31 protein-coding genes are annotated in these 22,690 nt (G+C 60.9%); 4 read left to right on the forward strand and 27 right to left on the reverse strand.

Translation table 11 applies throughout. From position 1 onward, the window contains the following. Nucleotides 1-144: 144 nt before the first annotated feature. A complete protein-coding gene (locus tag QW379_06710) occupies nucleotides 145-528 on the reverse strand; it encodes a hypothetical protein (protein MEM2870092.1) in 384 nt (127 codons plus the stop codon). Between the two features lie 175 nt (nucleotides 529-703). Between QW379_06710 and QW379_06715 the strand changes: the two genes are divergently transcribed. Then, nucleotides 704-1,225 (forward strand): hypothetical protein, encoded by a 522-nt coding sequence (locus tag QW379_06715; GenBank protein ID MEM2870093.1) that lies wholly within the window; start codon nucleotides 704-706, stop codon nucleotides 1,223-1,225. Nucleotides 1,226-1,230: 5 nt separating this feature from the next. Here QW379_06715 and QW379_06720 read toward each other — a convergent pair whose 3' ends face one another. From QW379_06720 to QW379_06730, 3 genes are read right to left on the reverse strand one after another with little or no spacing between them, the layout of a single operon-like run. After that, nucleotides 1,231-2,028 (reverse strand): glycosyltransferase, encoded by a 798-nt coding sequence (locus tag QW379_06720; protein MEM2870094.1) that lies wholly within the window; start codon nucleotides 2,026-2,028, stop codon nucleotides 1,231-1,233. Nucleotides 2,029-2,051: 23 nt separating this feature from the next. Continuing rightward, nucleotides 2,052-2,258 (reverse strand): hypothetical protein, encoded by a 207-nt coding sequence (locus tag QW379_06725; GenBank protein MEM2870095.1) that lies wholly within the window; start codon nucleotides 2,256-2,258, stop codon nucleotides 2,052-2,054. Nucleotides 2,259-2,286: 28 nt separating this feature from the next. After that, the gene (locus QW379_06730; protein MEM2870096.1) at nucleotides 2,287-2,517 is read right to left on the reverse strand and encodes a hypothetical protein; all 231 of its coding nucleotides are present in this window, start codon (nucleotides 2,515-2,517) and stop codon (nucleotides 2,287-2,289) included. Nucleotides 2,518-2,650: 133 nt separating this feature from the next. Here QW379_06730 and QW379_06735 point away from each other — a divergent pair, with 133 nt between their 5' ends. Continuing rightward, the gene (locus tag QW379_06735) at nucleotides 2,651-3,802 is read left to right on the forward strand and encodes a radical SAM protein (protein ID MEM2870097.1); all 1,152 of its coding nucleotides are present in this window, start codon (nucleotides 2,651-2,653) and stop codon (nucleotides 3,800-3,802) included. Nucleotides 3,803-4,560: 758 nt separating this feature from the next. Here QW379_06735 and QW379_06740 read toward each other — a convergent pair. Continuing rightward, nucleotides 4,561-5,352, reverse strand: a complete 792-nt coding sequence (locus QW379_06740) for an IS630 family transposase (protein ID MEM2870098.1) — start codon at nucleotides 5,350-5,352, stop codon at nucleotides 4,561-4,563. Between the two features lie 370 nt (nucleotides 5,353-5,722). On the opposite strand from QW379_06740, the gene QW379_06745 reads away from it, so the two are divergent. After that, nucleotides 5,723-6,931 carry a PKD domain-containing protein gene (locus tag QW379_06745; GenBank protein MEM2870099.1) on the forward strand — a complete coding sequence of 403 codons (1,209 nt, stop codon included), beginning with the start codon at nucleotides 5,723-5,725 and terminating at the stop codon, nucleotides 6,929-6,931. Nucleotides 6,932-6,967: 36 nt separating this feature from the next. Here the strand turns inward: QW379_06745 and QW379_06750 are convergent, their stop codons facing one another. The 18 genes from QW379_06750 to QW379_06835 form a co-directional block, all read right to left on the reverse strand. Beyond that, nucleotides 6,968-7,552: a flavin reductase family protein gene (locus tag QW379_06750; protein ID MEM2870100.1), complete on the reverse strand. Its 585-nt coding sequence runs from the start codon at nucleotides 7,550-7,552 to the stop codon at nucleotides 6,968-6,970. A 234-nt stretch (nucleotides 7,553-7,786) separates the two neighbouring features. Beyond that, on the reverse strand, nucleotides 7,787-8,875 hold the full coding sequence (locus QW379_06755; protein MEM2870101.1) for a PAS domain-containing protein: 1,089 nt from the start codon (nucleotides 8,873-8,875) through the stop codon (nucleotides 7,787-7,789). Between the two features lie 110 nt (nucleotides 8,876-8,985). After that, entirely contained in the window at nucleotides 8,986-10,287 is a 1,302-nt protein-coding gene (locus QW379_06760) for a cytochrome c biogenesis protein CcdA (GenBank protein MEM2870102.1), read from the reverse strand. Then, on the reverse strand, nucleotides 10,284-10,991 hold the full coding sequence (locus QW379_06765) for a hypothetical protein (GenBank protein MEM2870103.1): 708 nt from the start codon (nucleotides 10,989-10,991) through the stop codon (nucleotides 10,284-10,286). Before QW379_06765 ends, QW379_06760 begins: the two co-directional genes overlap by 4 nt. Continuing rightward, nucleotides 10,988-11,395 (reverse strand): putative zinc-binding protein, encoded by a 408-nt coding sequence (locus QW379_06770; protein ID MEM2870104.1) that lies wholly within the window; start codon nucleotides 11,393-11,395, stop codon nucleotides 10,988-10,990. The genes QW379_06765 and QW379_06770 overlap by 4 nt, the downstream gene beginning before the upstream one ends. Nucleotides 11,396-11,401: 6 nt before the next feature. Further along, the gene (locus QW379_06775; GenBank protein MEM2870105.1) at nucleotides 11,402-12,448 is read right to left on the reverse strand and encodes a hypothetical protein; all 1,047 of its coding nucleotides are present in this window, start codon (nucleotides 12,446-12,448) and stop codon (nucleotides 11,402-11,404) included. Further along, nucleotides 12,438-12,557: a hypothetical protein gene (locus QW379_06780; GenBank protein MEM2870106.1), complete on the reverse strand. Its 120-nt coding sequence runs from the start codon at nucleotides 12,555-12,557 to the stop codon at nucleotides 12,438-12,440. Before QW379_06780 ends, QW379_06775 begins: the two co-directional genes overlap by 11 nt. A 545-nt stretch (nucleotides 12,558-13,102) precedes the next feature. Next, entirely contained in the window at nucleotides 13,103-14,494 is a 1,392-nt protein-coding gene (locus tag QW379_06785) for an IS1182 family transposase (GenBank protein MEM2870107.1), read from the reverse strand. Between the two features lie 89 nt (nucleotides 14,495-14,583). Beyond that, nucleotides 14,584-14,925 (reverse strand): putative zinc-binding protein, encoded by a 342-nt coding sequence (locus QW379_06790; protein MEM2870108.1) that lies wholly within the window; start codon nucleotides 14,923-14,925, stop codon nucleotides 14,584-14,586. Nucleotide 14,926: 1 nt separating this feature from the next. Then, a complete protein-coding gene (locus QW379_06795; protein MEM2870109.1) occupies nucleotides 14,927-15,868 on the reverse strand; it encodes a DUF169 domain-containing protein in 942 nt (313 codons plus the stop codon). Between the two features lie 7 nt (nucleotides 15,869-15,875). After that, nucleotides 15,876-16,292, reverse strand: a complete 417-nt coding sequence (locus QW379_06800; protein ID MEM2870110.1) for a carboxymuconolactone decarboxylase family protein — start codon at nucleotides 16,290-16,292, stop codon at nucleotides 15,876-15,878. Continuing rightward, nucleotides 16,292-16,531, reverse strand: a complete 240-nt coding sequence (locus QW379_06805) for a ferredoxin family protein (GenBank protein ID MEM2870111.1) — start codon at nucleotides 16,529-16,531, stop codon at nucleotides 16,292-16,294. Before QW379_06805 ends, QW379_06800 begins: the two co-directional genes overlap by 1 nt. A gap of 58 nt (nucleotides 16,532-16,589) precedes the next feature. Further along, entirely contained in the window at nucleotides 16,590-16,946 is a 357-nt protein-coding gene (locus tag QW379_06810; GenBank protein MEM2870112.1) for a hypothetical protein, read from the reverse strand. Nucleotides 16,947-16,950: 4 nt separating this feature from the next. Then, the gene (locus QW379_06815) at nucleotides 16,951-17,187 is read right to left on the reverse strand and encodes a thioredoxin family protein (GenBank protein ID MEM2870113.1); all 237 of its coding nucleotides are present in this window, start codon (nucleotides 17,185-17,187) and stop codon (nucleotides 16,951-16,953) included. Between the two features lie 246 nt (nucleotides 17,188-17,433). Beyond that, complete coding sequence (gene arsB / locus QW379_06820; protein ID MEM2870114.1) at nucleotides 17,434-18,522, reverse strand: ACR3 family arsenite efflux transporter; 1,089 nt, start codon at nucleotides 18,520-18,522, stop codon at nucleotides 17,434-17,436. A gap of 10 nt (nucleotides 18,523-18,532) precedes the next feature. Beyond that, nucleotides 18,533-18,676 carry a hypothetical protein gene (locus QW379_06825; GenBank protein MEM2870115.1) on the reverse strand — a complete coding sequence of 48 codons (144 nt, stop codon included), beginning with the start codon at nucleotides 18,674-18,676 and terminating at the stop codon, nucleotides 18,533-18,535. A gap of 3 nt (nucleotides 18,677-18,679) precedes the next feature. Continuing rightward, nucleotides 18,680-18,988 (reverse strand): hypothetical protein, encoded by a 309-nt coding sequence (locus tag QW379_06830; protein MEM2870116.1) that lies wholly within the window; start codon nucleotides 18,986-18,988, stop codon nucleotides 18,680-18,682. 61 nt (nucleotides 18,989-19,049) lie between these two features. Further along, nucleotides 19,050-20,156: a permease gene (locus tag QW379_06835; GenBank protein MEM2870117.1), complete on the reverse strand. Its 1,107-nt coding sequence runs from the start codon at nucleotides 20,154-20,156 to the stop codon at nucleotides 19,050-19,052. Between the two features lie 78 nt (nucleotides 20,157-20,234). Between QW379_06835 and QW379_06840 the strand changes: the two genes are divergently transcribed. Next, nucleotides 20,235-20,657: a metalloregulator ArsR/SmtB family transcription factor gene (locus QW379_06840; GenBank protein ID MEM2870118.1), complete on the forward strand. Its 423-nt coding sequence runs from the start codon at nucleotides 20,235-20,237 to the stop codon at nucleotides 20,655-20,657. A 133-nt stretch (nucleotides 20,658-20,790) separates the two neighbouring features. On the opposite strand, the gene ribH is transcribed toward QW379_06840, so the two are convergent. From ribH to QW379_06860, 4 genes are all read right to left on the reverse strand, one after another. Next, nucleotides 20,791-21,219 (reverse strand): 6,7-dimethyl-8-ribityllumazine synthase, encoded by a 429-nt coding sequence (gene ribH / locus QW379_06845; protein MEM2870119.1) that lies wholly within the window; start codon nucleotides 21,217-21,219, stop codon nucleotides 20,791-20,793. After that, nucleotides 21,212-21,352 carry a hypothetical protein gene (locus QW379_06850; protein ID MEM2870120.1) on the reverse strand — a complete coding sequence of 47 codons (141 nt, stop codon included), beginning with the start codon at nucleotides 21,350-21,352 and terminating at the stop codon, nucleotides 21,212-21,214. The genes ribH and QW379_06850 overlap by 8 nt, the downstream gene beginning before the upstream one ends. A gap of 74 nt (nucleotides 21,353-21,426) precedes the next feature. After that, on the reverse strand, nucleotides 21,427-21,894 hold the full coding sequence (gene ribC / locus QW379_06855; protein ID MEM2870121.1) for a riboflavin synthase: 468 nt from the start codon (nucleotides 21,892-21,894) through the stop codon (nucleotides 21,427-21,429). Nucleotides 21,895-21,939: 45 nt separating this feature from the next. Then, nucleotides 21,940-22,659, reverse strand: a complete 720-nt coding sequence (locus QW379_06860; protein MEM2870122.1) for an adenylyltransferase/cytidyltransferase family protein — start codon at nucleotides 22,657-22,659, stop codon at nucleotides 21,940-21,942. Nucleotides 22,660-22,690 lie beyond the last annotated feature (31 nt).

Genomic DNA, 22,690 nt, shown 5'->3' on the forward strand with positions numbered 1-22,690 from the left:
CCCACCATGAGAACCCCTGGATAGTGGATAAGTGCTCCTTGATGGATTCTGACCTCGGTACGGGCATCAGCCAGGTGAATCCCGCCTGAGTAAGCTCATCGAGGAGAGAGGCACAGAAGAAGCCCCGCTCCATAAGAACGTTATTTATAGTGCATACTGGCTCACTTTAAGGAGCAATCCGAGGATGATTTTCGGACGGTTGGCCAGGGCCGTTATGGGAAGGTTCGCCATGGTCAGCCGTATTCCAGAAACAACGACCTCAATGGATATCATCCGATATGCCGTCCCGGTCCCTTCATGCAGACCGCTCGGGCAGATGAAGGGGAAGTGGAGGCCCATGGCCCTGAGTTTATGTGCTGCATTCTCGATGTCCATGTTCTCGACCGCCGCGAACGCGATAACCCGGATGATTTCCCGGTCGTTGTACTCGGCATTCGGTCCTTTGGGGAACCGGATTGTCCGGACCAGTTCATCGACGAGATTATGTACTACCCTGACCCTTGGGTAATTGCAGGGCTTTGCGTTCATGTTCTATCAACATCCGTAAGGCCCTGCCACGCGATTAACCTTCCTCTCGGTCGCCAGGGATTGGCCGACTAAATGGCAGTATTATCTATCAAGAGCCTGCGTTGGAACTCTAATTATACAAAAGAATATTAAGCATAAAGTTATTCGCAAACGTGCTGTGAACGGGGGAGGAAGGATGCCAGATGAAGCCGCCGCGGATTGGTCAGTGAAGTACAAGGAGCAGACTGCAAGGCTCGCGAAGCTCTGGGACGCCTATGAGAAGCAGGAGAAGGAGCTCGCCGCGGTAAAGGAGAGGGTCTCTGCTCTGGAGGCGGAGCTGGCGGACAGGGAGAGAATCATCAAGAGCCTAAAGGACGTGCTCGAGGCCCGCGACCGTCGTGTGAGGGAGCTTGAGATCGAGCTCACGGGCCTGCGCAACGAGAAGAACACCTGGGACCCTAAGCTCAGGAATCTGGAGAACGAGCTCAGAATCGAGCGGGAGAGGTACGCCAAGCTCTTCGCCCTAGCCGAAGAGCTGGAGGAGGAGGTCAGGGCAGCGAAGAGGGGCATCGAGGCACGGGACGAGTGGTTCCGGACCCACATAGACATATTCGCGAACTTCTCCAGAGCCATCGAGGAGAGGGAGAGGATGATCGCGCAGGCGGGGAAGGTGGAGGGACCGGGGCGCGCCGAGCTTGAGAAAATGAAGAGGACCTGAAAACCCTACTCGTCGCCTATATAGTCCTCCCGCCTCTCTCGGGCCTTGGCGGTGAGGTAGCCCAAGAGGGCCACGGAACTCCTTATCAGATACCAGAAAGACATGTCCCTGCGCAGCATGTTCGAGACGCTGTAGTTGCTCCAGAGCGCGCCGTGCTTCAGGGTTAGCTGCTTGCGGCCGTAGCCGTTCCAGAACGCCTGCTTGAGGAAAGGGACAAGACTGTCCCTCTCCCTGTGGTACACGATCGCATTCTCGTTGTAGTGAATTCTGTGGCCCCTGTGCACAGCGCGGTAGTTCAGGTCTATGTCCTCCGCCGTCCTGAATCTGGTGTCGAAGCCCCCGAGCTCCTTCAGAATCTCAGTCCTGTAGGCTAGGTTGCAGCTTGGGTAGGTCACGTCCACGCCCTGATAGAAGAGCTCGACGCGAGAGAGTCGGGCGAATTCGGGCTTGCCGATCCGGACCGTCCTCCCCGCGACGATCTCCTTACCGGCCCTCATGTCCTTTCTTATCTCCTTCAGCCAGAAGGCGTTGGCGATGCAGTCGCCGTCGATGAAGGCCACGGCCTCCCCCCGAGCCGCCTCGATGCCGAAATTCCTCCCCTCGCCCCTCGTCCCGCCCCTCATCAGGAGCCTAACCTGCGGGTGATTCCTGCAATAGCCCTCCACGAGCTCGACCGTGCCGTCGTCCGAGTAGGCGTCCACGACTATAATCTCGACGGGTCCCTCCTGCGTCACGAGACTGTCGAGCAGATCCCTGATATGGTCCCTCTCGTTCCTGATGGTGACGACAACGCTTATCAGCATGGCCCATCCGCGCCGAGAGCAGCCTAGGGTACTGTGGTTATCTCGTACTGAACGTTCATGCCTTTCAGGCGGCGGTGGACCCGCTCGATGAGGCCCAGCACGACCTCGAGCGCTACCTCCTTCTTCTTCCCCCAATCGTAGCAGAAGTCCTGCTGACCTAGGGACGCCGTGAAACCGAGCTCCTGAAGGGCCGTGGATATCTCGACGGGGCTCGCTCCCTCGCTATTCACAATCACCCGGATGTAGGTCTTCAGGCGCTCACCCCCTGCTCCTAATTGCGAAAAAGGCCGAGATGAGGGCACTGAGACCCACCCCGGCGGCGAGTCCGATAAGGAGGGAGGTGCCAACGTACCAGCCCATCCAGACAGAGAGGGGCGAGAAGTAGGCGAGCATACCGGCCAGGGGCGCGAAAACGAGGCTCAGGATGAAGAGCCACGCCAGAAAGGCCTTCCAGACAGGGACCGCGGGTAACTCTGTCTCGCTACTCATCTTGTTTTCCTCTGGAAAAAGCATATTGACTTTTTTTATATTAATGCTTTATTGTCGCCCCCAGGGCCCACTCAGTGGAATTGCGGAGGGGTAGCTTTATTAACCGCTCCCCCGCATACGACCAACCGGTACAATGGGCGCGCGCTGGGCGTTGTTCAGGCAGGGCCTCGGTGCCTTTAAGGGGGTAGGCTTCCGGGTGAGCAGGGCGCTCGCGCGCGGATACCTGCCAACATTCCTAATATATCAGGTCACGACCGCCTGCAACAGCCGCTGCAGGATGTGCGGCCTCTGGAGAACGAAACCGGAGGGCGAGCTTCTTTTAAAGGAATTCGAGGACCTCGTGGCGAGGCCATTCTTCAGCCGGGTCCGATGGGTAAACCTGACAGGAGGGGAGCCGTTTTTGAGAAAGGACATCGTCCAGCTCGCTGCGGCGCTCAGGGACAGGCTGCCCTCGCTCGAACTCGTCGCTATACCCACAAACGGCTTCCTCAGCGAGAGAATCGAGGGTGCGGTCAGAGAGATGCTCGAGGCGCTCGGGGGCCGGGCACTGCTCAATGTGAACGTGTCCATAGACGGAGTAGGGAGGCTCCATGACGAGCTCAGGGGCACTCCCGGTGCCTACAAAAAGGCGATGAGGACCCTCGACCAGCTGATGAAGCTCCAGCTCGCAAACGAGAGATTCGAAACGGGCACGGAGACCGTGATCACGGACCAGAATGTGCAGGAGCTCGGGAGAATCTACGCTACCCTCAAAGAGCACACGCCCCACGTCAATATCACCCCGGCCGCGGTCTCCCCCTATTACAATCAAGAGGAGGGCTGCGGCCTGCTCTCCCCTGAGAGTGCGCGGACGCTCGTCAATTTCCTCGAAGAGCTCAGGCTTAAGGAGCCCGCCTACGCCTACTACCACTCGAAGGTGATTGAGATCCTGACCCGGCCCGGGCTGACGCACAGGCCCTTCCCCTGCCTCGGGGGATTCAAGACGGTTTATATCGATGCGCAGGGCGGGGTCTACCCCTGCCTGATGCTCCCCGTGCCTGAGTTCCGCTTCGGGAACGTCCGGGAGGCGCCGGTCGAGGAGCTCTGGTTCTCGGAGCGCGCGAGGGATATCCGCAGAAAGCTGAGGAGCCACCCCTACTGCGTCAGGTGCACGAACAACTGCGACATACTGAACAACCTGAAGGAGGAGGTGCTTGACGTCGCTTTGTTCATGCTGAGAAACGGCGACGTGCGCAGGGCGCTCTACAAGGACCTTGAAGAGGGGAAGATGAGGAAGTACCTTTGAATGGAGCGAATATCATGAGTTCACATGCCACGCGCCCATGACGCTTTCAGGAATTTTGCCTGCCCGAACCAGCCGCGCACTCTTACCATCCAGCTTGACGAGCTTCATTCGTCCTCGGCACGCCCTCGCCTCAGCCCCAAGACGAGGGCTGGGCAGCGTGGTTTGCGACCAGTCGACCTTCGGTCAGCTTTGACTTCGCAAGCTTAGTTCGGTTTCAGATACGATGGCCACTCCCCCGAATCTGCTCCGGAGGGCGAATCGGGGGGAGCGGGACTACAGGGCTCCCGAATTAGCGCTTGAAGTAACCACTTCTCCCGCGTGACCCAGCTGGGCCCGCGTAAGTGACCCACCGCGAAACAGCCGGCCGAGGCTTTCAGAACGCGTAAATGGATTTTTTTACAATAAAATAACATCTTTAATTTGAGAAATAGAATGGGCGGGGTTGTGCAAAAACTAGACTTATGTATCTGACCTGAACCGCCAAAGATGGCGACGTCGCTTCCGTCTTTCTTCCCTTGCTCTCAACATTTCCGCTCTTCTTGAATTTTTATATTGGAGGGCTGCCTGTAATGCGGCATTCATCTCCAGCCATTCCTTGTAATCAGTTCCCGATAAAGCCAATTCCTCGATATCTTCAAAATGGCATTCAATAGGATTTAGCCATGATGCATTTGTCGGTGTGAATACGAATGATACCTTATTCATTCTAGCCCAATGACGAATATCTTTCTTTTTATGCGCGGAGAGATTGTCCATGATCAAATAGATTCGTTGTTCTGGAGGATAGTGCAGCCGTAATAATTTGAAAAAATTGAAATATACTTTGATCGTTTCCGTCGACGCAATCGTCCAAAGAATGTTCCCTTATGATAGTTAAATGCCACGAGAAATTGTCTCGCACCTTTCTTCCGAGTGTATGTCCCCGGGACCCTGTTAGGATGTCCTTTCAGCTGCCAATGTCGACCCGAATGAGGCCTTAGTTCTAATGGACCCAATTCGTCATAGGCCAGGACGACTGGCGGATTGTGCTGCTTACGTGTCAGCCTGTCTATCCTGCGCTTCTTCTTTTCGAAATCCGGGTCCTTGCTCTCTTTCCAGGTTTTTACCACCTGGTAAGCAAGTACTTCCTCTTCCATTATTATCCGCAGGTTTGACACGCTGATCTTGTCAACAATCCTTTTCTCAATGATAGCATCCCTGAGCTTTCTTAAAGACCATTGCCTAAATGGGTATCCGAGTTTCGGTGGAGGTGTCAATGCGACATTGACCATCTGGAGGCGGATTTCATCATCGAACACTCTTGGACGCCCACCTTTGGCTGGTTTGGGACTAAGAGAGTCAAATCCGGATTTGTTAAACTCACTTATTATATGGCGCACCCACTCAACGGATAGTCCCAACAGGCTCGCAATCTTGGGTGGTGTAAATCCCTGCGCCGAATGGAGAAGAACTTGGCCCCGACGCAGGATGACGACATTGCTGGTTCGTTTGATGAGCCGGGAAAGGCGATTTCCCTCCTCGTCCGATATTGGCCTTATGTGAAGCACCATCAATAGGGGATATGGTTGTCCTAGGATTCGAATCTCTCGGTCATAAATGCAGGAGTCGATTTTGAGTCACGGCACTAGTCTATACAATCTCAATCTTAAATTTGAGGACCAAAATCAATTATCACATATTTGCTTATTAACTATTGACCCTGATAATTATTTTAATGAAATAGACGAAAATAATAATAATCTTGCCGTCATCGTAATAATAGATTTACCAAAAATAATAGTATGGCCAGATAAGGCTCTGACAATTGAGGCAATTACTTTTCAAGGTATCACTATTTTTAACGATCTTTTTTTCGATTTTGGCGACGGAAATAATTCAAATTGGATTAAGGACAAATCGATTAAACATCTATATAATAGGATGGGTAACTATACAGCAAAATTAAAAATTCGTGACGAATATGGGTTAACAAGCAATTGGTGCTATATTAATTTAACAATAAACAATAGGTCCCCAGTAATTGAAAGTAGCTCTTTGTCCTTTATTTATTTAGCTAATGAACCCATTTATTTTAATATTTCTATATATAACATTGACGGTTTCATTACTAAAATATATTGGAACTTTGGTGATGGAAGCATCAGCGAGCTACCCAACCCCGTCCACAGCTACTCCAGAGCCGGCATCTACACCGTCCGCTTCACCGCCTGGGACGACGACGGCGCGTCCAACTCGACCGAGTTCAAGATATATGTCATGAACCGCGACCCCCTGGCCGATTTCAATATGTCCCTGACCACCGCCACGGTTCTCGACGACATCGCATTCACGCCCGAGGCCTTCGACATGGACGGGACGATATCGCAATACTTCTGGGATTTTGGAGACGGCTCCACGAGCAGCGAGCCAAACCCGGTCCACCGCTACGGGACAAAAGGGACATTCTGGCCCACGCTCTATGTCATTGATGACGGGGGCGCGATGAGCAACATCGCCCGGAAGCAAATTATCATTGAAAACATCCCGCCACGGGGCGCGATAAACGCCTCCTCCACTTCCCCCCTCACATTCGAGAGGGTCAATTTCACAGCCTCAGGGAACGACGCAGACGGCGTGGTAAAGCTGTATATATGGGACTTCGGCGATGGACCCACTGCGGTGGGCGAAAACGCGGGCCACGAATACAGGGACGACGGGACCTATGAAGTAAAACTGAGAGTCATAGACGATGATTTTGATGAGAACGTGACCAGCATAACGATAAATGTGCGGAACAGAGGCCCTGTGATTGGGCTCAAATACGAAGAAAAGCTCATGGCCGGCGCGAGAGTGTGTCTCGACGCCTCAGGCTCCTTCGACTCCGATGGCCGCGTCGAGGCCGTGAGCTGGCTGATTGAAAATAAGACCATCAACCGCACCGTTGTCAACTATACTTTTACGAAGCCGGGCAAATATCTGGTCAGGGTGACGGTGCGCGCCGACGACGGCGCGCTGACGGAGAAGAGCTTCGAGATAACCGTGCAGGCTGAGAGAATCTCTCGCGAGACTTTCCTTTTCTGGATGTGGGCCGTCCTGATTGCCGCCGCAGTCGTTCTGGCAGCGGCATGGAAGAAACGTAGGGAAAGATGAGGGGCGAAGGTGGGTGGTTGAGCGCTGGCGCGCGGCTCAGCGCTTCGCCTGATAGGTCGCCGCCAGCCTCGAGGTCAGCCCCTTTTTGACCTCGCGGTAATATGCGTAGCTCATCGGCTCCGCCTCGCTGAGCGTCTCGGCCTCTGTGACCTCGCCCAGAAACAGAATGTGGGTCCCGGCGTCGAGGGTCCCCACCACCATGCCCTCGAGATAGGCCACGGCGTGGTCGGTCACAACGGGCGCCCCGTTCTTCCCCGTCATGTACGCCGTGCCTGAGAACTTGTCCACGTCCCTACCCGTTTTGAAGCCCCATTTTCCGAGGAACTCCATAGGCGCGTCCCGGCCGAGCACCGAGACAGAGAAGACCCCGCTCTTCTGCAGGAGCTCGCAGGTCAGGTTCTGTTTGTTCAGGCTCATCACAATCTGGACGGGCTCTGCCGTCACCTGCACGATCGCGTTCACCAGCTGGCCGGCCTTCCTGCCCTCGTGCGCGGTGCTCACGATGTACATCCCGCAGCCCAGCTTGAACAGCGTCTCGAGGTTCACCCTCCATCCCTCCTGTGATTCTCCGGCGGCCCGGGGCCCCACATAGCCCCCGGGGCACCGTTGAGGCTCCTTCATTCCCCGAACCCATGCGGGGGCGCGAACCATTTCCGGCCCTGGAGCCGGGAGACATCCGGGGAGCCGGGTCCACCCCGCCTGGCCCGCGGGTCGCGCCGGACCCCGGCAGCCCCCGCTCCCCGGGCATCGCATCGACTCCAGGCCCCCCATCGCTCAGGCGGGTGGCGCCTCCCGCCGTCTCCTCGCGCCCCGCCGCGCCGGGCCGCGACGCGCCCTGCTTCGGGGCTGAATTCATCAGTCCAGCAGCCTCTTCTCGCCCCTTATCTTCTGAATTTCAGTGATGTCCTGCGAGACCTCGAGGGTGCCGAGGTACCTCCCGTCCCGCCTGACCGCGAAGTAGCGGATATGTATCACCCTCCCGCCCATGTTTATCCAGAACTCCGCCACGTCCCTCCTCCCTGCCCTGAACTCGTCCAGAATTCTCTGGACCGCGTGGATCGACTTCTGCGGGTGGCAGTTCTGGACCTTCCGCCCGATTATCGCAACCGTGCGCGGGAAGATTCTGTGCGGGCCGTCGCTGTAGTACCTGACCGCGTCGTCGACGCCGACGAACGTGATGTCCACGGGCAGGGTGTTCAGGACGGTCTCCAGCTCCTCCCTCGAGAACCTGCCCGTCCTCAGCTCGATCAGCTCCTTTTCCGGCTCCATTGCCATCCCCCCACCTGAATTCCTGCCCCTGCCCTTCCCCGCGACCTTCCTCTCCCCGGCCGTCTCAGCGCCCTCGGCCCCCGCCCCGGCTCCTCTCTCCTTTTCTCCCCTCACAGCCCCGCCGGGCCCGCGGGCGCCCGCCGGAGTGAAACAACAGTATCCGATTTCGTCGAAGGAGCTCGCGACCTCGGCCCACTCACCTCCGGTCAGCGTGCTCAGGGCCATGGGGAAGAGGACCGAGTTCTCCTTCGTGAAGTGGCTCTCGAGCATCGCCCTGAGCTCGCCCGAGAGGGCCTCCAGCCCGCCGGCGCCCTTCAGGTCCCCCCTTACCGCCGCCTCCGCCAGCGAGTAGAGCCGCTTCTTCACCTCCCTTATCTCGTTGTGCTCGGTCCACATCTGGACCGTCGGGCCGGAGAAGCCGTGCCTCTCCATCACCGGGAAGAGGCCGTTCTCCTCGCGCAGATAGTGCTTCTCCGACTCCCTGAAGTGCTCGATGATGTCCTGAAGATGCTCGAGCTCCTCTCCGCACGCTTCGGCCCTCCCGGTCTTCCCTATCGCCGAGGCCGTCAGGCCCAGCTCCTCCGCGAGGTCGAGGAGAATATCGTGCTCGGCCATCAGGGTGTGCACTGGGTGGCCCTCGGGCGCCATGGCCTTACCGCTCGGTCTTCCGGACAATCCTCCACCCCATCAATGCCGGCTGGCCGGGGTTAATGGGGCCCGTATTATTTATGGGTGGCGGGCGGCGTCTCCGGCCGCCTCTTCTTGTAGAGGCGCCCCGCTCCCGCTCACCAGAGATAAACCCCGAGCGCTCTGGCGATGAACAGCGCACCCATCACCGAGACCGCCAGCCCGAAGACCACGGTCACCACCCTCCCGGCCCTCATGTACCTCTCCGCCAGTCTCGCGCGCGAGGTCTCGGTGACCATGGCTATCGGGATTATCGGCACCGCGTGCCCCAGCCCGAAGAAGAAAAGGAGCGCTCCTCCCGCCAGAAGGCCGACCTTCGATGCGAGCACCAGCACGATGACCGGGAGCACCAGCGATATCGCGCAGGGCGCCCACGCGAGCGAGAACAGCGTCCCCAGCAGCAGCGCGCCCAGCTCCGGCGAGCGGCCCCAGGCCCTCCGGATGGCCCGGGCCCAGCCCGGCGCGCCCGTGCCCCCGCCCGATCCCCTCCCCACCATTCCACGGACGCGCTCGAAAATCGAGAATGCGGAGTTCAGGCCGAGGACTATCAGCACCGCCCCGGCGACGGCGAAGAACGCCGGCGAGAGGGTTACGAAGACCTCCAGATAGCCGACGAGGAGGCCGAGAAGGAGGAACACCAGCCCCGTGCCGAGGGTGAAGTAGAGCCCGATGGACAGGCCCCGGACTGCGGAGGCGCGGCCGCTCTCCACTACCCCGCTTCTCTTCTCGTGCCCGCGGGAGATGAGAAAGGCGAGCATCGTCGCCAGCAGCGCCATGGAGCACGGGGCCAGCGAGGTCAGCGCGCCCAGCGCCAGCATTCCGGCGAAGCCGATGCTCGATGTCACGGGGGAGGCAGGGGCGCTGCCGGCCCTGGCGGCCTCGACCGCTCTCAGTATCTCGCCGGCGCTCGCCCTCCCCGTGTGCCCCACCACTCTCCCAGAGGGGTCTATGAAGACGAGCGTTGGGTCTCCGTGGAGGCTGAAGTAGTTCGCGTAGGGCCCGTAGATTCTAAAATCCGGCCAGTCGTTGACCAGGGGCCACGATATGTTGTGCTGCTTCCTTACCGCCGCTAGTTCCGTTGTCGGGCAGTTTTCCGAGGTCACGCTCACGAGCGCGACCCCCTCCCCCCACCGCTCCCGAGCCTCCCCGAGCTGCTCTATCTGGTACCTCCCGGCGTCGGTGACGACGCCGCCGCAGTAGACCACGGTCAGGTGGAGAACAACGACCCTCCCCCTCAGCTCATCGAGGGATATGGTGTCTCCGTCAATGTCCGTGACGGTAAAGGAGGGGGCAACGCCCCCGGTCGTTGTGCTCGCGCTCGAGAAAAAAACCAAGACGGCCGAAAGAGCAAACAGCACCGCGGCCCCGGCCGCGGGGGCCGCCCAGCCCCGCGCGCTCATTCCCCCAGCCCCTCGGTCTTGTAGTGCATCGCGTCTCTGAGCCAGCCTTCGAGGTTGGCTCTGCCTGTCACACCCTCCCAGGAGTGCCAGAAGTAGGTGCCAGCGGGGTCCATCGCCACAATCACAGTCAGGGGGATGTAGTTCTGCGCCCCCTCGGGGTCGAAGAGGCGGAAGCAGTCCTGCGCCCTCTGGTCGGAGCCGTCCGCCAGAAGGTCGACGTAGCTTACGGAGGCCGCGAAGGTCGCGTCGCGCATCACGGCCGCGACGTCTGCCTGCTGCTGGATGCAGGGCGCGCAGCCCTCGCTGTGGACCAGAATCAGGAGCACCTTCGATGCGCTCCCCTCCTGCACCCACGAGGGGAAGGGCACCGGCTTCCCCGCCGAGACATGGCCGGAGGGGTAGACTGTCCAGAAGTCCTCGGGACCTGAGCCCGGTCTGTGCCTGGGCGCGTATCCCTCCCCGCGCCCTGTCCCCCTCTCCTCCTCTCCCTGTCTTGAGAGAGCGTAGAGGGCCAGCGCGCCGGCGACGACCGTTACCACGAGCGCGATCGCGATGATGTCGAGCCTCCGGCGTCCTGCCGGGTGGCCCCGGGGCCTCTCCGGAGCCACCCGCCCGTGCACCTTCCGGATGTGGCTCTCCAGCCTGTCTCGCCTCACCTTCGCCCCGCACCTGGGGCACCTCTCATGTTTGCGGGTCGCGATCATCTCACATGCTCCCTCAGCCGGGACGTCAGGAGACGCACCGCCTCAGCCACGTCCCTCTCCTCGGGGCGGACGTACCCCTTCTTCACTTTAAGCTCGTCCGAAATGACCATGTACACGCCCGGGCTCAGGCCCTCGCCCTCCAGGCATTTCTTGACGCAGCCCACGCCGCAGCCGTCGATTCCCACCAGGAGCTTCGCGCTCCTGGCACCGTCGACCAGGCCCTTCACATGGCCCCCGATGCCAGCGGTGCAGTACATGTTCCCCTTCCCCGCCTCGCGGAGCCTTAGCGCCGCCTCGTTGGCGATCTGGCCGACGTTCGACGCCCCCGAGCAGGGGAATATCAAAGTCTCCGATGCCTCGCACAGACAGCGTCCCTTGTTCCCGTCTCCTTTTTCATCAGACATCGTGTCTCACCTCTTTCGGTTTGCATTCGCTCGCCGACCTTTCTGGCGGGCCATCAGAAGGAATATCGCGGCCGCGACGATGATGACGACCGGGATGGCGATGCCCGCATAGAGGGTGGAGGGGAGCCGGCCCGATGTCGCCTTGGCGGTCGCCGGCGCGACCGAAATGCGCAGGACCTCGTCGCACGCGGGAACGGCCAGCCGGCCGCCGAAGACATAGACGCTCCCGTTTCCGAGCGCGGCGCTGACACGCTCCCGCGGTGAAGGGGGGACGGACGGGCAGGCCTCCACCTTGCGCGTGGAAGGATCGAAGCGGAGGACCTGGTCGGTGGGGACATTGTCGTTGGTCATCCCTCCGGAAATATGGATGTCGTCCGAGACGGCGCATATCCCGGCGCCGGCCCGCCCGAAGGGGAGCGTGGCGTTCATGCGGGTGAGGTTTCCCGTAACCGGGTCGAGCCGGAGTACCTCATCGGTCTCGCGCCCCTCTGACGTGTGCCCCCCGAAGATGTACCCGAAGCCGCCCGAGAAGGCCGAGAATGTGCCTACTCGGGGCAGCGGATGCCTTGCAGTGAGGAGGGGGGGCCCCATGGTGGAGGGCGAGAAGCGCAGTATGGTGTCCAGCTCGGACGGCCCGTCGCTCCCGCCGACGATGAACGCCCCGGGACCGGTGTTTATGAGCGACGCCGACATGCGCGGTCCGGGTAGCTCTTGGGCGCAGACCCTGGTCCGGCCGGTGCTGGTGTTGTATGCCATTATGTCCGACTTGACCTCGGAAAAGTCCCTGCCCCCGACTATGAAGACCTCCTCTCCGGACGGGACGGCCACGGCGCGGTAGCTGCCGAGCGGGAGGCGGGAGACCACTTTGAGATTCAGCTGCGGGCCGTCGGCGGAAACGGGATGGGCATTCATCCCCGTTGCCAGCATCACGGCGAGCAGGGCCGCGAGAGCGGACGCGAGTGGCCTCTTCACCAGAGCCCCTCCATGACCTAGACCGCCATTTCTTTCTCCATCGAGGACCATCATCCCAGCGGCTTTATTATCATTCAGCATTTGCATATCCCGCCTCGCTCATCAGCTTTTTCAGGGCCGCCTCCTCCTTGGCCTCCACGCAGTCGCCCGGCTTCTTGCTCCCGGACAGAAGCGCGACCGAGAAAGCCATGCAGGTCTGAAGGCCGCATTTGCCGCAATTCGTCTTCGGGAGAAGCCGCAAGATATCCAGGGGCCAATGCGCCTCTTCTTCGCATTCAGGTCGATGGTATCCCTTCGGGCCCAGATGTCGTTAAGCTTCCTCTTCAACTCCTCGAGCCTCTCCATCGCTTCTTCCCGGTTCCCGAGCTGAGTAATGGTCACCTTGCTGGACGCGAATATTGAGTGGGTCCTCAGCTCCTCCTTCCAGGTCACAGAGCCCATCTCGGCGGAATAGGACGCCCTGGGAATTGCTGCGGCGACATACGGCAGCAACCCGGCTGGGAAAGGGGATGCCTGCGCCATTATCCTGATCTTGTTCGGGTCCGCGGTGCAGAGCTCGGTCGTCTGTATCTCGATGAATTCTATCCAGCCACCTGTCCCGCATTCTTGCGTCATGAGGTTTTCCCTCCCACATGAGCCCGTCCATGATTCCCGTCCCATGCACCTATCTTGAGCAACTCCTTGCGATATAGACTTTTCTCGCTCCGATTTCAAGCCCGAAATCGCCGTTTAAGCTTAAGTTGCCCTGGCTTTCCAGAGCTCACGCTCGTGCTTCCACAATTTGAGGAGGTTGTGGGTGGCGCACATGAGGGACCACTCCATCGCCACCTTCTCCTCCCCACGCAGGAGGAACCTATCCAGCTTCCTTGCATCCTTGAGCTGCCCGAAAACAGGCTCGACCGTCTTTCCCCGCAGTTTGTAGATTTCCCTGCCGCGCTTTGTAAGCAGTTTCCGCTCCATCCTATCCCGGAGGGTAGCCGACCCGGGAATGCGTCCCCTCGGCGCCGGGAGTTCCAGGAGGGCTTTCCTCTGCTTCCAGTCTTTCTTCGTAGCGATGAACAGCTCCACCCCAGGCGGGGCATTCAATACGCCCTGTTCGCTCCAGTATCCGGCATCCAGCGTTTCCATCGCCGGCAACGATCCGGTGATGCGTCGGACTTCGTCCAGCATCGGGGCGATCTGATGGACATCGTTCTCGTCCGTCGTTATCGCCTGCGCGACGATGATTTGGCTGTTGCAATCCACGACGACCTGCCCGTTGTAGCCCTGTAAGTAGCCCGACCGGGTCTTCATGATGCGGCTGTCGGGGTCTGGGGTGTTGGCCTTCCTTTCGCTGTCAACCACCGATTTCGGCGGGTTCGGTTTGCGCCCTGGAAGCTTCATCCCCGTTTCCTCTTCCTTCCTCTGGCGCTCCTCGATCTTCTTCTCCTGTGCATCCATCTTTTCCTTTTCTTCCTGGGCGAGTCTCGCGATCCCCTTACGGATAAACTCTCGGCGCTTCCTGGTGTTGCGGATGAACTCGGGAGGCTCGTCACCTCGCTTGTCCTTCCCGTACCTTTGGTCCTCTTCCTCGTCGGCATTCATGCCAGCAGTGAGAGCATCGTTTATCTCTTTCTCGAGCCGAGCGTCCTCTTCGAGAAGGGGGTCCATCGTCTTACTCTTCGACATGCTCGCGTGGGCTTTCATCTTGGTTCCATCACCGGCTACGACATTCAGCTTCACGAGGCCAGCCCTCTGGCACAGACGGACAACCTGCTTGAAGATTCCCTTGAGCGGTTCAATGTGCGTCCTCCTGAACTGGCAGATGGTTCGGAAGTCGGGCGTGTTCCCGGCGGCCAGGAATCTGAATGCAATGTCTTCCTCCACGGCCGCCGAGATCCTGCGGGAGCCGGCAATTCCCTTACAGTACGCGTAAAGGAGTATCTTCACCATCATGGCGGGATTGAACGGGGGAGCGCCCGCTTCGGCTTTGTCGTAATATTCGTAAATTGACGAGATGTCGAGATCATCGACGGTGTCCGAGATGAACAATGCAAGATGTCCTTCGGGGAGCCAGTCTCTCGGGTTGGGTGGAAGCAGGTAGTTTTGGTTCGGGTCATAGGAGATGTATTTTCGCGTCATTGTCATCGGGATGGGGATATAGATGTCTCTAGATTTAAACCTTTCTACGCGCGCGTAGAGTATATGATGGCACCACTAAAGGTGTATCATCACCTTTAATTCATGGACAGGCTCTTGAACGGTCCTATTTTTGGTATCTTCAGATCCAGCAGAAGGTTGAGATATTTGTCTATCTTGAAGCCATCCTTCTCGAGAATCCTCTTTGCACATTTATTGTAACAGCCATCAATGACGATAATTCTCTTGGCCCGCTCCGTTGTCTTTCGGTGCTTGGTTACTCCAGCGGCTATGGCCGAGGTGCAGAATAGACCGTTCCTCTCCTTATCCAGCCTTTTGTACGCCTCCAGCATCGCCACCCCGGTCAGAGTACCGACGCTCGACATGCATCCGAAGCAACAGAATATGGCGTTCGTCGGAACACGCTCTTCCGTATCCATGCTATCGCCCGCTCCCTTCGACATGCCCCTTCTCCAGGGTCCTCATGGCCTTTCCAAGCCCTTTCAGCCCATGCACCAGCTTTTCGAGCTGGCCGACCGGCACCCCGACGTACATCTCATCCTCCCCGAGCTTTCCCGCCGACCGGCACCCGTAGCACCCGAGGGAGAAGTTGACCTTCCCGGTGATAAAGGGCAGGGCGGTCACGTCCCCGCAGGAGGCCTGCATCCCGGCGAAGCTGGCGGTGAGCCGGGGCCCCCCGTCCTTGAAGAGGAATGCGTTTGCCACCCACATCGCCTGCATGGGGTTCACGGTCAGCACCACCACGTCCGGGTCGAAGGGCGCCTTTCCGAGCGGGGCCAGGAGGGTCCCGATGGTACTTCCCGGCGGGAGCTTCGGAATCTCCGCCATCGTCCTCGCCGCCGCCTCTTGGGTGGCGGCCAGGCCGTGCATGTAGGGCACCTTCCCGCTCCGGACCTTCTCCGGGAGCGGCTTGATTCCCAGCGCGGCCTTGGCGGCGCTGCAGGCGTGCTTGTCCGCCGGGAGGTAGAACACTGCCCCGTGGGCGGCCATGTTTATCGAGACGCAATGCCTCACCGGGAAATCGAGCTGCATGACCCCGGCGGGGACCTCCCCGGCATCCTTGACGAGCCTTATCGCCACCGGGCTCTTCCTCGGTTTCAGAATCTTCTCGAGCGCTGCGCTCGCTTCCCTGTACTCCTCCTTTGCCCGAAAATCAATCATGTATTTACCGGTGTCCATCCTGCGCTCGAGCCTGATCGCGCTCTTCGGGCACTGGTCGGCGCATATCCCGCAGAGGGTGCAGGTCGCTCCGTTGGCGACCACCGCCTTCTTCTCCTTCATCTCGAGCACATTGGCGGGGCAGAGCTCGGCGCACCTCCCGCAGCCCGTGCAGGCATCCAGGTCTATGTCGATCCCGGGCATCCCGCCATCACTCCTTCGTCACGAGCTCCATTCCTTCAACGGCGGAGGCGAAGACCGTGGAGCCGAGCGCGAACTTCGCCGTCAGGAGGGTCTCCCCGATCTCCTCCTTGGTCGCCCCCGCGCGCTGCGCGAGGCGGATGAAGGTCTCCGTGCACAGGTGGCTGCTCACGGCCGCCGCGACCGCCGCGCAGATAAGGTGCTTGTATTTCGCGGGCACGGCCGGCAGTTCGAAGACGAACTTCCTCTCGCCCGCCTGCCTGAGCACCGCCTCCGGGACCATTTTGGACATCAGCACCATCGGCCTCGGCTCCGCGCCCAAGTTCTGCTCCATCATCTTCAGGACCTGGTCGACTGATGGCTTTTTTTCCTGTACCAATTCGTTCATTTCCTGCACCCCCTTTCTTGCCTCATTATCGACATACATTAGTCATTTGGTTCAGCGCCCTTATTTTTATATTTGATTCTGAGCCCAGCTAAAATCCTCTGGAGTTCCTTCAAATCCGGAAACGATATGGCCCCGGACGGGCAGCCCTTTGCGCAGCTGGAGCATCCCACCGAACAGTTATACGGTCTCGCTACGATCGGCACTTCATCGAAGTCGTACACGTCGTTCGGGCATTCCTCCGCGCAAGAGCCGCATCGCGAGCATTTCTCGATGTCCACTTTTGGAAACCAAGCAATCTCATTTCTCGGTATGCCCTGGTAGAGCGCCCCCAATCCATCACCCCTTGCCCTCCACAGCCGTCTTCACCTCTTCGAAGGCCTGCTCGGTGGTCATCTTCGAGGTCCCGAGGGATACCAGGTGCCCCTCCGTGGCGACGCCTGCCCGTTCGAACCCGTCCCTCAGCAGTTTCTGCTGTTTCTTCGGGTCGCAGGCCACCACGACATAGGTGCCGTCAGCCTTCAACAGCCTTCCCAGGAACCGTTCTCCGTCCTCGTCGCACAGGAACGGGTGGGCCACCGCGTATTCCACGGGAAGCTCCGTCCGTATCCTCGCCAGCAGCTCCACCAGATTCCTGTCCTTGAACCCCGGGCAGTCGCTCCCGCAGGTGCACACGAGCACTTCCGGTTTCGGCAACCCATCACCCCTGTCTGAGCATCTTCTTTATTTCCTCGACCCCCGGGACCCTCCCGACGGCTTTCTGCTCGCCGTCGATGATGAGCGCGGGCGTCATCATCACCCCACGGCCGATTATCTGGTCCAGGTCCTCGACCTTGACCACCTCGGCCTGCACGCCGGCCTCGCTCAGGGCCCTCCTCACGTTCTCCTCCAGCCTCCTGCACTTCGCGCACCCCGTTCCCAGAACCTCTATTTTCATTCGACACAGCCTCCTTTTGCATCACGCGAGCTCATTGACCCTTCGACCCCTCCGCGCCTGAGGCGCGGAGCCCCGCTCTCCCTTCCTCCCTCCTCCTCAACCCGTTCTCTCACGGCAACCACCTCCACCGCGCCCTCAGCGCCCTGCCCCCGCGCTCCCCGATGTTTCCCCGGCCACCGCGAGAACCTCCCGTGACTATCCGGACCCAATCCCGCGATCGACTCCCTGTCGCCGTCCCCCCCGACTTTACCCCGTCTCCTCCATAACCGCTCCACCCTCATCAAAGTACCTCTCCTTCAGCCAGAGCGAGACATTGACCAGCGATATCAGCACGGGAACCTCCATCAGCGGTCCGATGACTGCGGCGAAGGCCTGGAGGGAGCCTATGCCCCAGACCCCTATGCAGACAGCTATCGCCAGCTCGAAGTTGTTGCTGGCGGCGGTGAAGGACTGGGTGGCCGTGAGCGCGTAGGAGAACCCCAGCCTGTGCGATATCCAGAACGAGACGAAGAACATGAGCAGGAAGTAGGCGACCAGCGGAACCGCCACCCGCGCCACGTCTAGCGGCCGGCCGATGATGTACTCGCCCTTCAGCGCGAACATGACCACTATCGTGAAGAGCAGGCCGATGAGCGCGAGCGGGCTTATGGCCGGCGCGAACCTGCCGTCGTACCACTCCTTGCCCTTCTTCGCAACGAGCGCGAAGCGCGTGACCACGCCCGCGATGAAAGGTATGCCGAGGAAGATGAAAACGCTCTTGGCGATGTCCACCATGGAGACGCTGACCACCGCCGAGGCTGAGGCCCCGCCTATCCATCCGGACAGGACGGTGATGAAGAGGTACGCCAGAAAAGAGTACATGAATATCTGGAAGAGCGAGTTGAGGGCGACGAGGACCGCGCAGTACTCCGTGTCGCCCCCGGCGAGCTGGTTCCAGACCAGCACCATTGCGATGCAGCGCGCCAGCCCGACCATTATCAGCCCCATCCTAAACTCGGGGAGGTCGGGGAGGAAGGCCCAGGCGAGCCCGAACATCAGGAAGGGGCCGACGAGCCAGTTGAGCACGAGCGAGGTCCCGAAGACCCTCCTCGACTCCCTCGCGCTCACCAGCCTCCTGAGCTCCTCGTACTTCACCTTCGCCAGAGGGGGGTACATCATCACCAGAAGCCCGACAGCTATCGGCAGCGACACCGTGTCTATTCTGAAGGCGTCGAGCGCCATTGCGACGCCGGGGAAGAAATACCCGACCGCCACCCCGATGGCCATGGCCAAAAATATCCAGACCGTCAGGAATTTATCCAGAAAGGACAGCCCGCCTCTCAGCTCCCCGGCCATTCTCTCTCCCTCACAGAACCCGGTTCCTTTGCCTCACTGCCCCAACACCCCTGCGGACCCTGAGGACCCCGCCTCCCCACCACTCCCGGCCGCGCCCTCGCGCCCTCCTTTTTCTCCGGCCCACCCTCCTGCCCCTCCATTGACCCCGCTCCATCAATCATGCTCCCCCCTCCCCCGCTCTGCCTCCGGCCCCCCCGCCGCCCCGGGCCCCGCCGAACCTCGTCAGAAACTCGGCGAAGAGGGCCTCCTCGTAATCCCTTTCAGCGCTCGACGGCACATAGTTGTATATCCTGGCGAGGCGCAGGAGCTCCGCGCGGACCGCGGCCTCGCCCTCGCCAGAGCGCGCCCTCGCGCCCTCCAGAATTCCGTCGAGGTTCACGATTCCCACCCTGTGCCCGCCGACCACCAGCTGCTTCGTCTGCGCAGCCGCGGCCGCGGCGCAGCATGGCCTCTTTGATTCGCTCACGGCGACACCCCATATTTGCCCCCGAGCTCTCGTCTGGGCTGTCCCTCCCCCCGCATCTCCCTCACCCCCCGACCAGTCCGTAGATGAAGCCCGCAAGGGTTGATGTGAGGACCACGATGGCGATGTAGGCGGTCGTCTTGCGCAACCCGATAATTCTGTAGAGAACGAGCATGCTGGGCAGGGAGACCGCGGGCCCCGCGAGCAGGAGCGCCAGCGCCGGCCCCCCGCCCATCACGCCCTGGGAGTAGCCCAGCGACGTCCCCACTATCGGGACCTCGAGGAGCGTGGGCATGTAGAGCAGGGCCCCCACCACCGCCCCGACGAGGCAGGAGGCGAGCGAGTTGCCGCCGATGTAGGGCCTGAAGCTCTCCGGGGGGAGGAAGTACGCAATGACGCCCACGAGAAAAGCCCCGGCCAGAAGGACCGGGAATATCTTCTTCGCGAGGTCCCAGGTCTCGAGACCCCAGTCCGTCACCTCGTCGCGGGTGAAGTGGTATATCAGGAGCCCGGAGGCGACGAGAATCAGGAGGATTATGGCCGAGAGCCGAATCCAGAGCTCGAGGGGCGATGTGCCGATGACCAGAATCGCAACGAGCGAGACGAAGAAGAGCAGCGTGGCCCAGCCGGGCCTCTCCTCCCCGCCGGAGGAGGGCGCCGCGGCCGCGCCGCCGGCCCTCCTCTCCCCCTCCTCCCCGCGAAAGAGTAGGGCCATCAGCCCGCCCACGACCACCGAGAGGGATATCGCCGCAAGCGCCCTCGCCGCCCCGAGCGCGGGACCGAGGACGCGCGCGGTGTAGACTATGGCGAGTATGTTTATGGCCGGCCCCGAGTAGAGGAAAGCCGTCGCGGGGCCGATGCCCGCGCCCCTTTTGTATATTCCCTGAAAGAGGGGGAGGATTGTGCAGGAGCAGACCGCCAGAACCGTCCCGGACACCGAGGCGACGGAGTAGGAGAGGTGCGGCCTGACCCCGGCCCCGAAGTACCTGAGAATCGCCTCCTTCTTCACAAGCGCCGCTATCGCGCCCGCGATGAAGAAGGCGGGCACAAGGCAGAAAACCGTGTGCTGGGCTATGTAGTCCCAGAGCGTGAGCATCCCTGCCATCAGCGCCTTGGCCGGCCAGTCCGTCTTCCCTACCCCCGAGATTTCAAATTTTCTTGAAGCCCCCACTGCGGCCGCGGATAATATATTTTGTGGTTTCAAAAAAAATTGAAATATCTATTTATACCTGCCCGCGTATTGGGGGCCGTGTGCGCCAGACTGCCCGATGAGATCGAGGAGGAGCTCGGGTGCCTGGGCGGGCTGGAGGGTCTTTCGAGGCTCCTGCCCGGGGCGGAGGAGCTGCGGCGCCTCGCCCTCCTCCACTCCGCCCTGTCTGATGGGACGCGCCTCCGAATTCTCCTCGCGCTCACGAGGGGCGAGCTCTGCGTCTGCGTTCTCAGGGAGCTCACGCGCTGCTCCGACACGCGCCTCTCGTATCATCTCTCGGTCCTGAGGCGCGCGGGCCTTGTCTCATTCAGGAGGGACCGCTCCTTCCTCAGGTACAGCCTGACGCCCTCGGGAAGGCGCGTGGCCAAGAGAATTCTCAATGAGCTGGCGCGCTCTCCACGCTTCCCCGTTGGCGGGAGCCGTCAGCCCACCGGGCGCTCCCCCGGCGGACGGAGGCGCTAGCGGCGCTCCTAGCGCGGGCCGCGCAGCCCGCCGGGGTTCGCAACTGCGCGCCAATGGGTCCTCTTTCTCCCCGCCCCCGCGGCGGGACCGCGCGGGTGCTCCCGCTCTCCTCCAGCGTGAGGGCCCACGTCGCCTACTTCCTTGCCTCCTGCGCGGCCCTGTGCATCTTGACGACCGCCTCGACCGCGGCCTTGGCCCTGTCGATTCTGTCCTGGGCCTGAAGGCGCGTCATCCCGGGGCCGGATATGCCCAGAGAAACCGGCTTCCCGAACTCCACGGCGAGGTCGGTGATCTTGCGGCTAGCGTGCTGAATCACGATCTGGTCGTGGTCGGTCTCGCCCTCGATGACCGCGCCGAGCGTCACCACGCCGTCGATGTCGCTCCTTTTCAGGAGCTCCTTGATGACCAAGGGCATGTCGAACACCCCCGGAACGAAGACCTCCTTCAGGATCTCGACGCCCAGGAACTTCGCGTGTGTCCTCGCCTGCTCCAGCATCATCTGCGTGATGTCGCGGTTGAACTCCGACACCACGATTCCTATCCTCATTCTGTTGTCAGCCATGCGCTCTCACCCCCGTTTCGACTTCGACTCGACCCTCCATCGTTTCCTTCCCTCCCTCAATCACAGTCAGTGCGCCCGACCTCACTCCTCCCTCCTTCCATGCGGCCCATCGACCCCCCATTCCACGCCTCATGCCGCCCTCGCCATTCCCATCCACTCTCGCGCCGCGTGCCGCCGACCTCTCTCAAGAGCCGGGACCGACCCCCATCACTCCCTCAGCCTCCCCACGTCCTCGAAGCCCTGCCTCTGGCCCGTCCCCGCCCTCCTCCTGAGCTCCTCAGGCCTGAAGAGGAGCCAGTAGGCGTTGAGGGCGTGCTCCCTTGCCCTCCTGTCCGCGAGCCGGGCGAGCTCCTTCTCGTCCTCCGCCTCGTCCTCGTGCACGAAGACCTCGATGATGTGACGGTTGGTCGCGAGCTGGGCGGCGATCAGGCCCATCGAGGCCTCGTGGGCGCAGGTCTTGTCTATCGGCTCTTTCCCGGGCATCCCGAGCGCGATGACGAGCTCGCAGCCCTCCTCCTCGATGAGCTTCTTGCAGGCGACGGGCAGGTCCTTCACTCCCGGAACCGTTCTGCGGACAATCCTGAAGCCGGTCCCGGCGGCCCTAAGCTCCGCCTCCGCGCTCGAGCCCATGTCGTATCTCGCGAAGGTCGTGTCCACGATTCCTATCTTCTTCATCCCTTCACCGCTCTCCCCCATACCCACTCACCCCGGTCCTGGGACTCACTCCTCCACCCCCTCCAGCGCGCCGCCCCCAGCCCTCCGGCCGAAGGCCTCCAGAATTCTCTCGATGATTCTGCGCGTCGCCATCAGGTCGTGCTTGAGGCAGGGGAGCCTGACCACCTCCGCCCTGAGGCCCCTCTCCGCCAGCTCCCTCTTTATCTTCTCGGGGTCGTGGGCCTGGTCGTGGCCCAACGCGATGACGTCCGGGTCTATCTCCTTCACGACCCTGTAGAAGTCCTCCCTATCACCGAGGACCGCCTCATCCACCGGCTTGAGCGCGCGGACCATCTCGAGCCTCAGATGCTCTGGGACTATCGGCTGGCGCTTGAGCCTGCGCGCGGTCTCGTCCCTCGCAACCACGACGACGAGCCTGTCGCCCAGTTTCTTCGCCTCTGTCAGATAGTAGAGGTGGCCGAGGTGGAGGATGTCGAAGACACCCGTCGCCATCACCGTCCTCGGGCCCTTCCGGGGAGACTCCGCCGCCGCAACATTTCTCACCCTCCCTCGCGCCCTCCCCCCATCGCTCCTCTTCCCCGTCGCCCGCTCCCCCGCCTTCCCCCCCTCGCTCGCCTCGCGCGCCACCCCCTCCCCCGCTCCTCTCTTTCCCCTCTCCGGCGGGCTCTCTCCCGCCCCGGAGGGCTTCCGCCCCTTTACCATCAGACATTCCCCCTCCTCACCCTCGCCCCCTCCCCCGCTCGCCGTTGCCCCCCGTCTTCTCATTTCCTCTCCCACTCTCCCCCGCTTTGCCTGA

The sequence above is a fragment of the Thermoplasmata archaeon genome (assembly GCA_038851035.1).
Classification (GTDB): Archaea; Thermoplasmatota; DTKX01; order VGTL01; family VGTL01; genus JAWCLH01.

Excerpts from the sequence above, each read along its gene's own strand:
- QW379_06780 (MEM2870106.1), bottom strand. The coding sequence starts at position 12,557 with ATGGCTTTCTCGGTCGCGCTTCTGTCCGGGAGCAAGAAGCCGGGCGAC.
- QW379_06730 (MEM2870096.1), bottom strand. The coding sequence starts at position 2,517 with ATGAGTAGCGAGACAGAGTTACCCGCGGTCCCTGTCTGGAAGGCCTTT.
- QW379_06710 (MEM2870092.1), bottom strand. The coding sequence starts at position 528 with ATGAACGCAAAGCCCTGCAATTACCCAAGGGTCAGGGTAGTACATAAT.
- QW379_06775 (MEM2870105.1), bottom strand. The coding sequence starts at position 12,448 with ATGCTGAATGATAATAAAGCCGCTGGGATGATGGTCCTCGATGGAGAA.
- QW379_06825 (MEM2870115.1), bottom strand. The coding sequence starts at position 18,676 with ATGGAGCGGGGTCAATGGAGGGGCAGGAGGGTGGGCCGGAGAAAAAGG.
- QW379_06735 (MEM2870097.1), top strand. The coding sequence starts at position 2,651 with ATGGGCGCGCGCTGGGCGTTGTTCAGGCAGGGCCTCGGTGCCTTTAAG.
- QW379_06745 (MEM2870099.1), top strand. The coding sequence starts at position 5,723 with ATGGGTAACTATACAGCAAAATTAAAAATTCGTGACGAATATGGGTTA.
- QW379_06760 (MEM2870102.1), bottom strand. The coding sequence starts at position 10,287 with ATGAGCGCGCGGGGCTGGGCGGCCCCCGCGGCCGGGGCCGCGGTGCTG.
- QW379_06765 (MEM2870103.1), bottom strand. The coding sequence starts at position 10,991 with ATGATCGCGACCCGCAAACATGAGAGGTGCCCCAGGTGCGGGGCGAAG.
- QW379_06715 (MEM2870093.1), top strand. The coding sequence starts at position 704 with ATGCCAGATGAAGCCGCCGCGGATTGGTCAGTGAAGTACAAGGAGCAG.
- QW379_06785 (MEM2870107.1), bottom strand. The coding sequence starts at position 14,494 with ATGACAATGACGCGAAAATACATCTCCTATGACCCGAACCAAAACTAC.
- arsB (MEM2870114.1), bottom strand. The coding sequence starts at position 18,522 with ATGGCCGGGGAGCTGAGAGGCGGGCTGTCCTTTCTGGATAAATTCCTG.
- QW379_06800 (MEM2870110.1), bottom strand. The coding sequence starts at position 16,292 with ATGTATGTCGATAATGAGGCAAGAAAGGGGGTGCAGGAAATGAACGAA.
- QW379_06815 (MEM2870113.1), bottom strand. The coding sequence starts at position 17,187 with ATGAAAATAGAGGTTCTGGGAACGGGGTGCGCGAAGTGCAGGAGGCTG.
- ribC (MEM2870121.1), bottom strand. The coding sequence starts at position 21,894 with ATGAAGAAGATAGGAATCGTGGACACGACCTTCGCGAGATACGACATG.
- QW379_06850 (MEM2870120.1), bottom strand. The coding sequence starts at position 21,352 with ATGAGGCGTGGAATGGGGGGTCGATGGGCCGCATGGAAGGAGGGAGGA.
- QW379_06720 (MEM2870094.1), bottom strand. The coding sequence starts at position 2,028 with ATGCTGATAAGCGTTGTCGTCACCATCAGGAACGAGAGGGACCATATC.
- ribH (MEM2870119.1), bottom strand. The coding sequence starts at position 21,219 with ATGGCTGACAACAGAATGAGGATAGGAATCGTGGTGTCGGAGTTCAAC.
- QW379_06790 (MEM2870108.1), bottom strand. The coding sequence starts at position 14,925 with ATGGATACGGAAGAGCGTGTTCCGACGAACGCCATATTCTGTTGCTTC.
- QW379_06770 (MEM2870104.1), bottom strand. The coding sequence starts at position 11,395 with ATGTCTGATGAAAAAGGAGACGGGAACAAGGGACGCTGTCTGTGCGAG.
- QW379_06795 (MEM2870109.1), bottom strand. The coding sequence starts at position 15,868 with ATGCCCGGGATCGACATAGACCTGGATGCCTGCACGGGCTGCGGGAGG.
- QW379_06740 (MEM2870098.1), bottom strand. The coding sequence starts at position 5,352 with ATGGTGCTTCACATAAGGCCAATATCGGACGAGGAGGGAAATCGCCTT.
- QW379_06860 (MEM2870122.1), bottom strand. The coding sequence starts at position 22,659 with ATGAGAAGACGGGGGGCAACGGCGAGCGGGGGAGGGGGCGAGGGTGAG.
- QW379_06750 (MEM2870100.1), bottom strand. The coding sequence starts at position 7,552 with ATGAAGGAGCCTCAACGGTGCCCCGGGGGCTATGTGGGGCCCCGGGCC.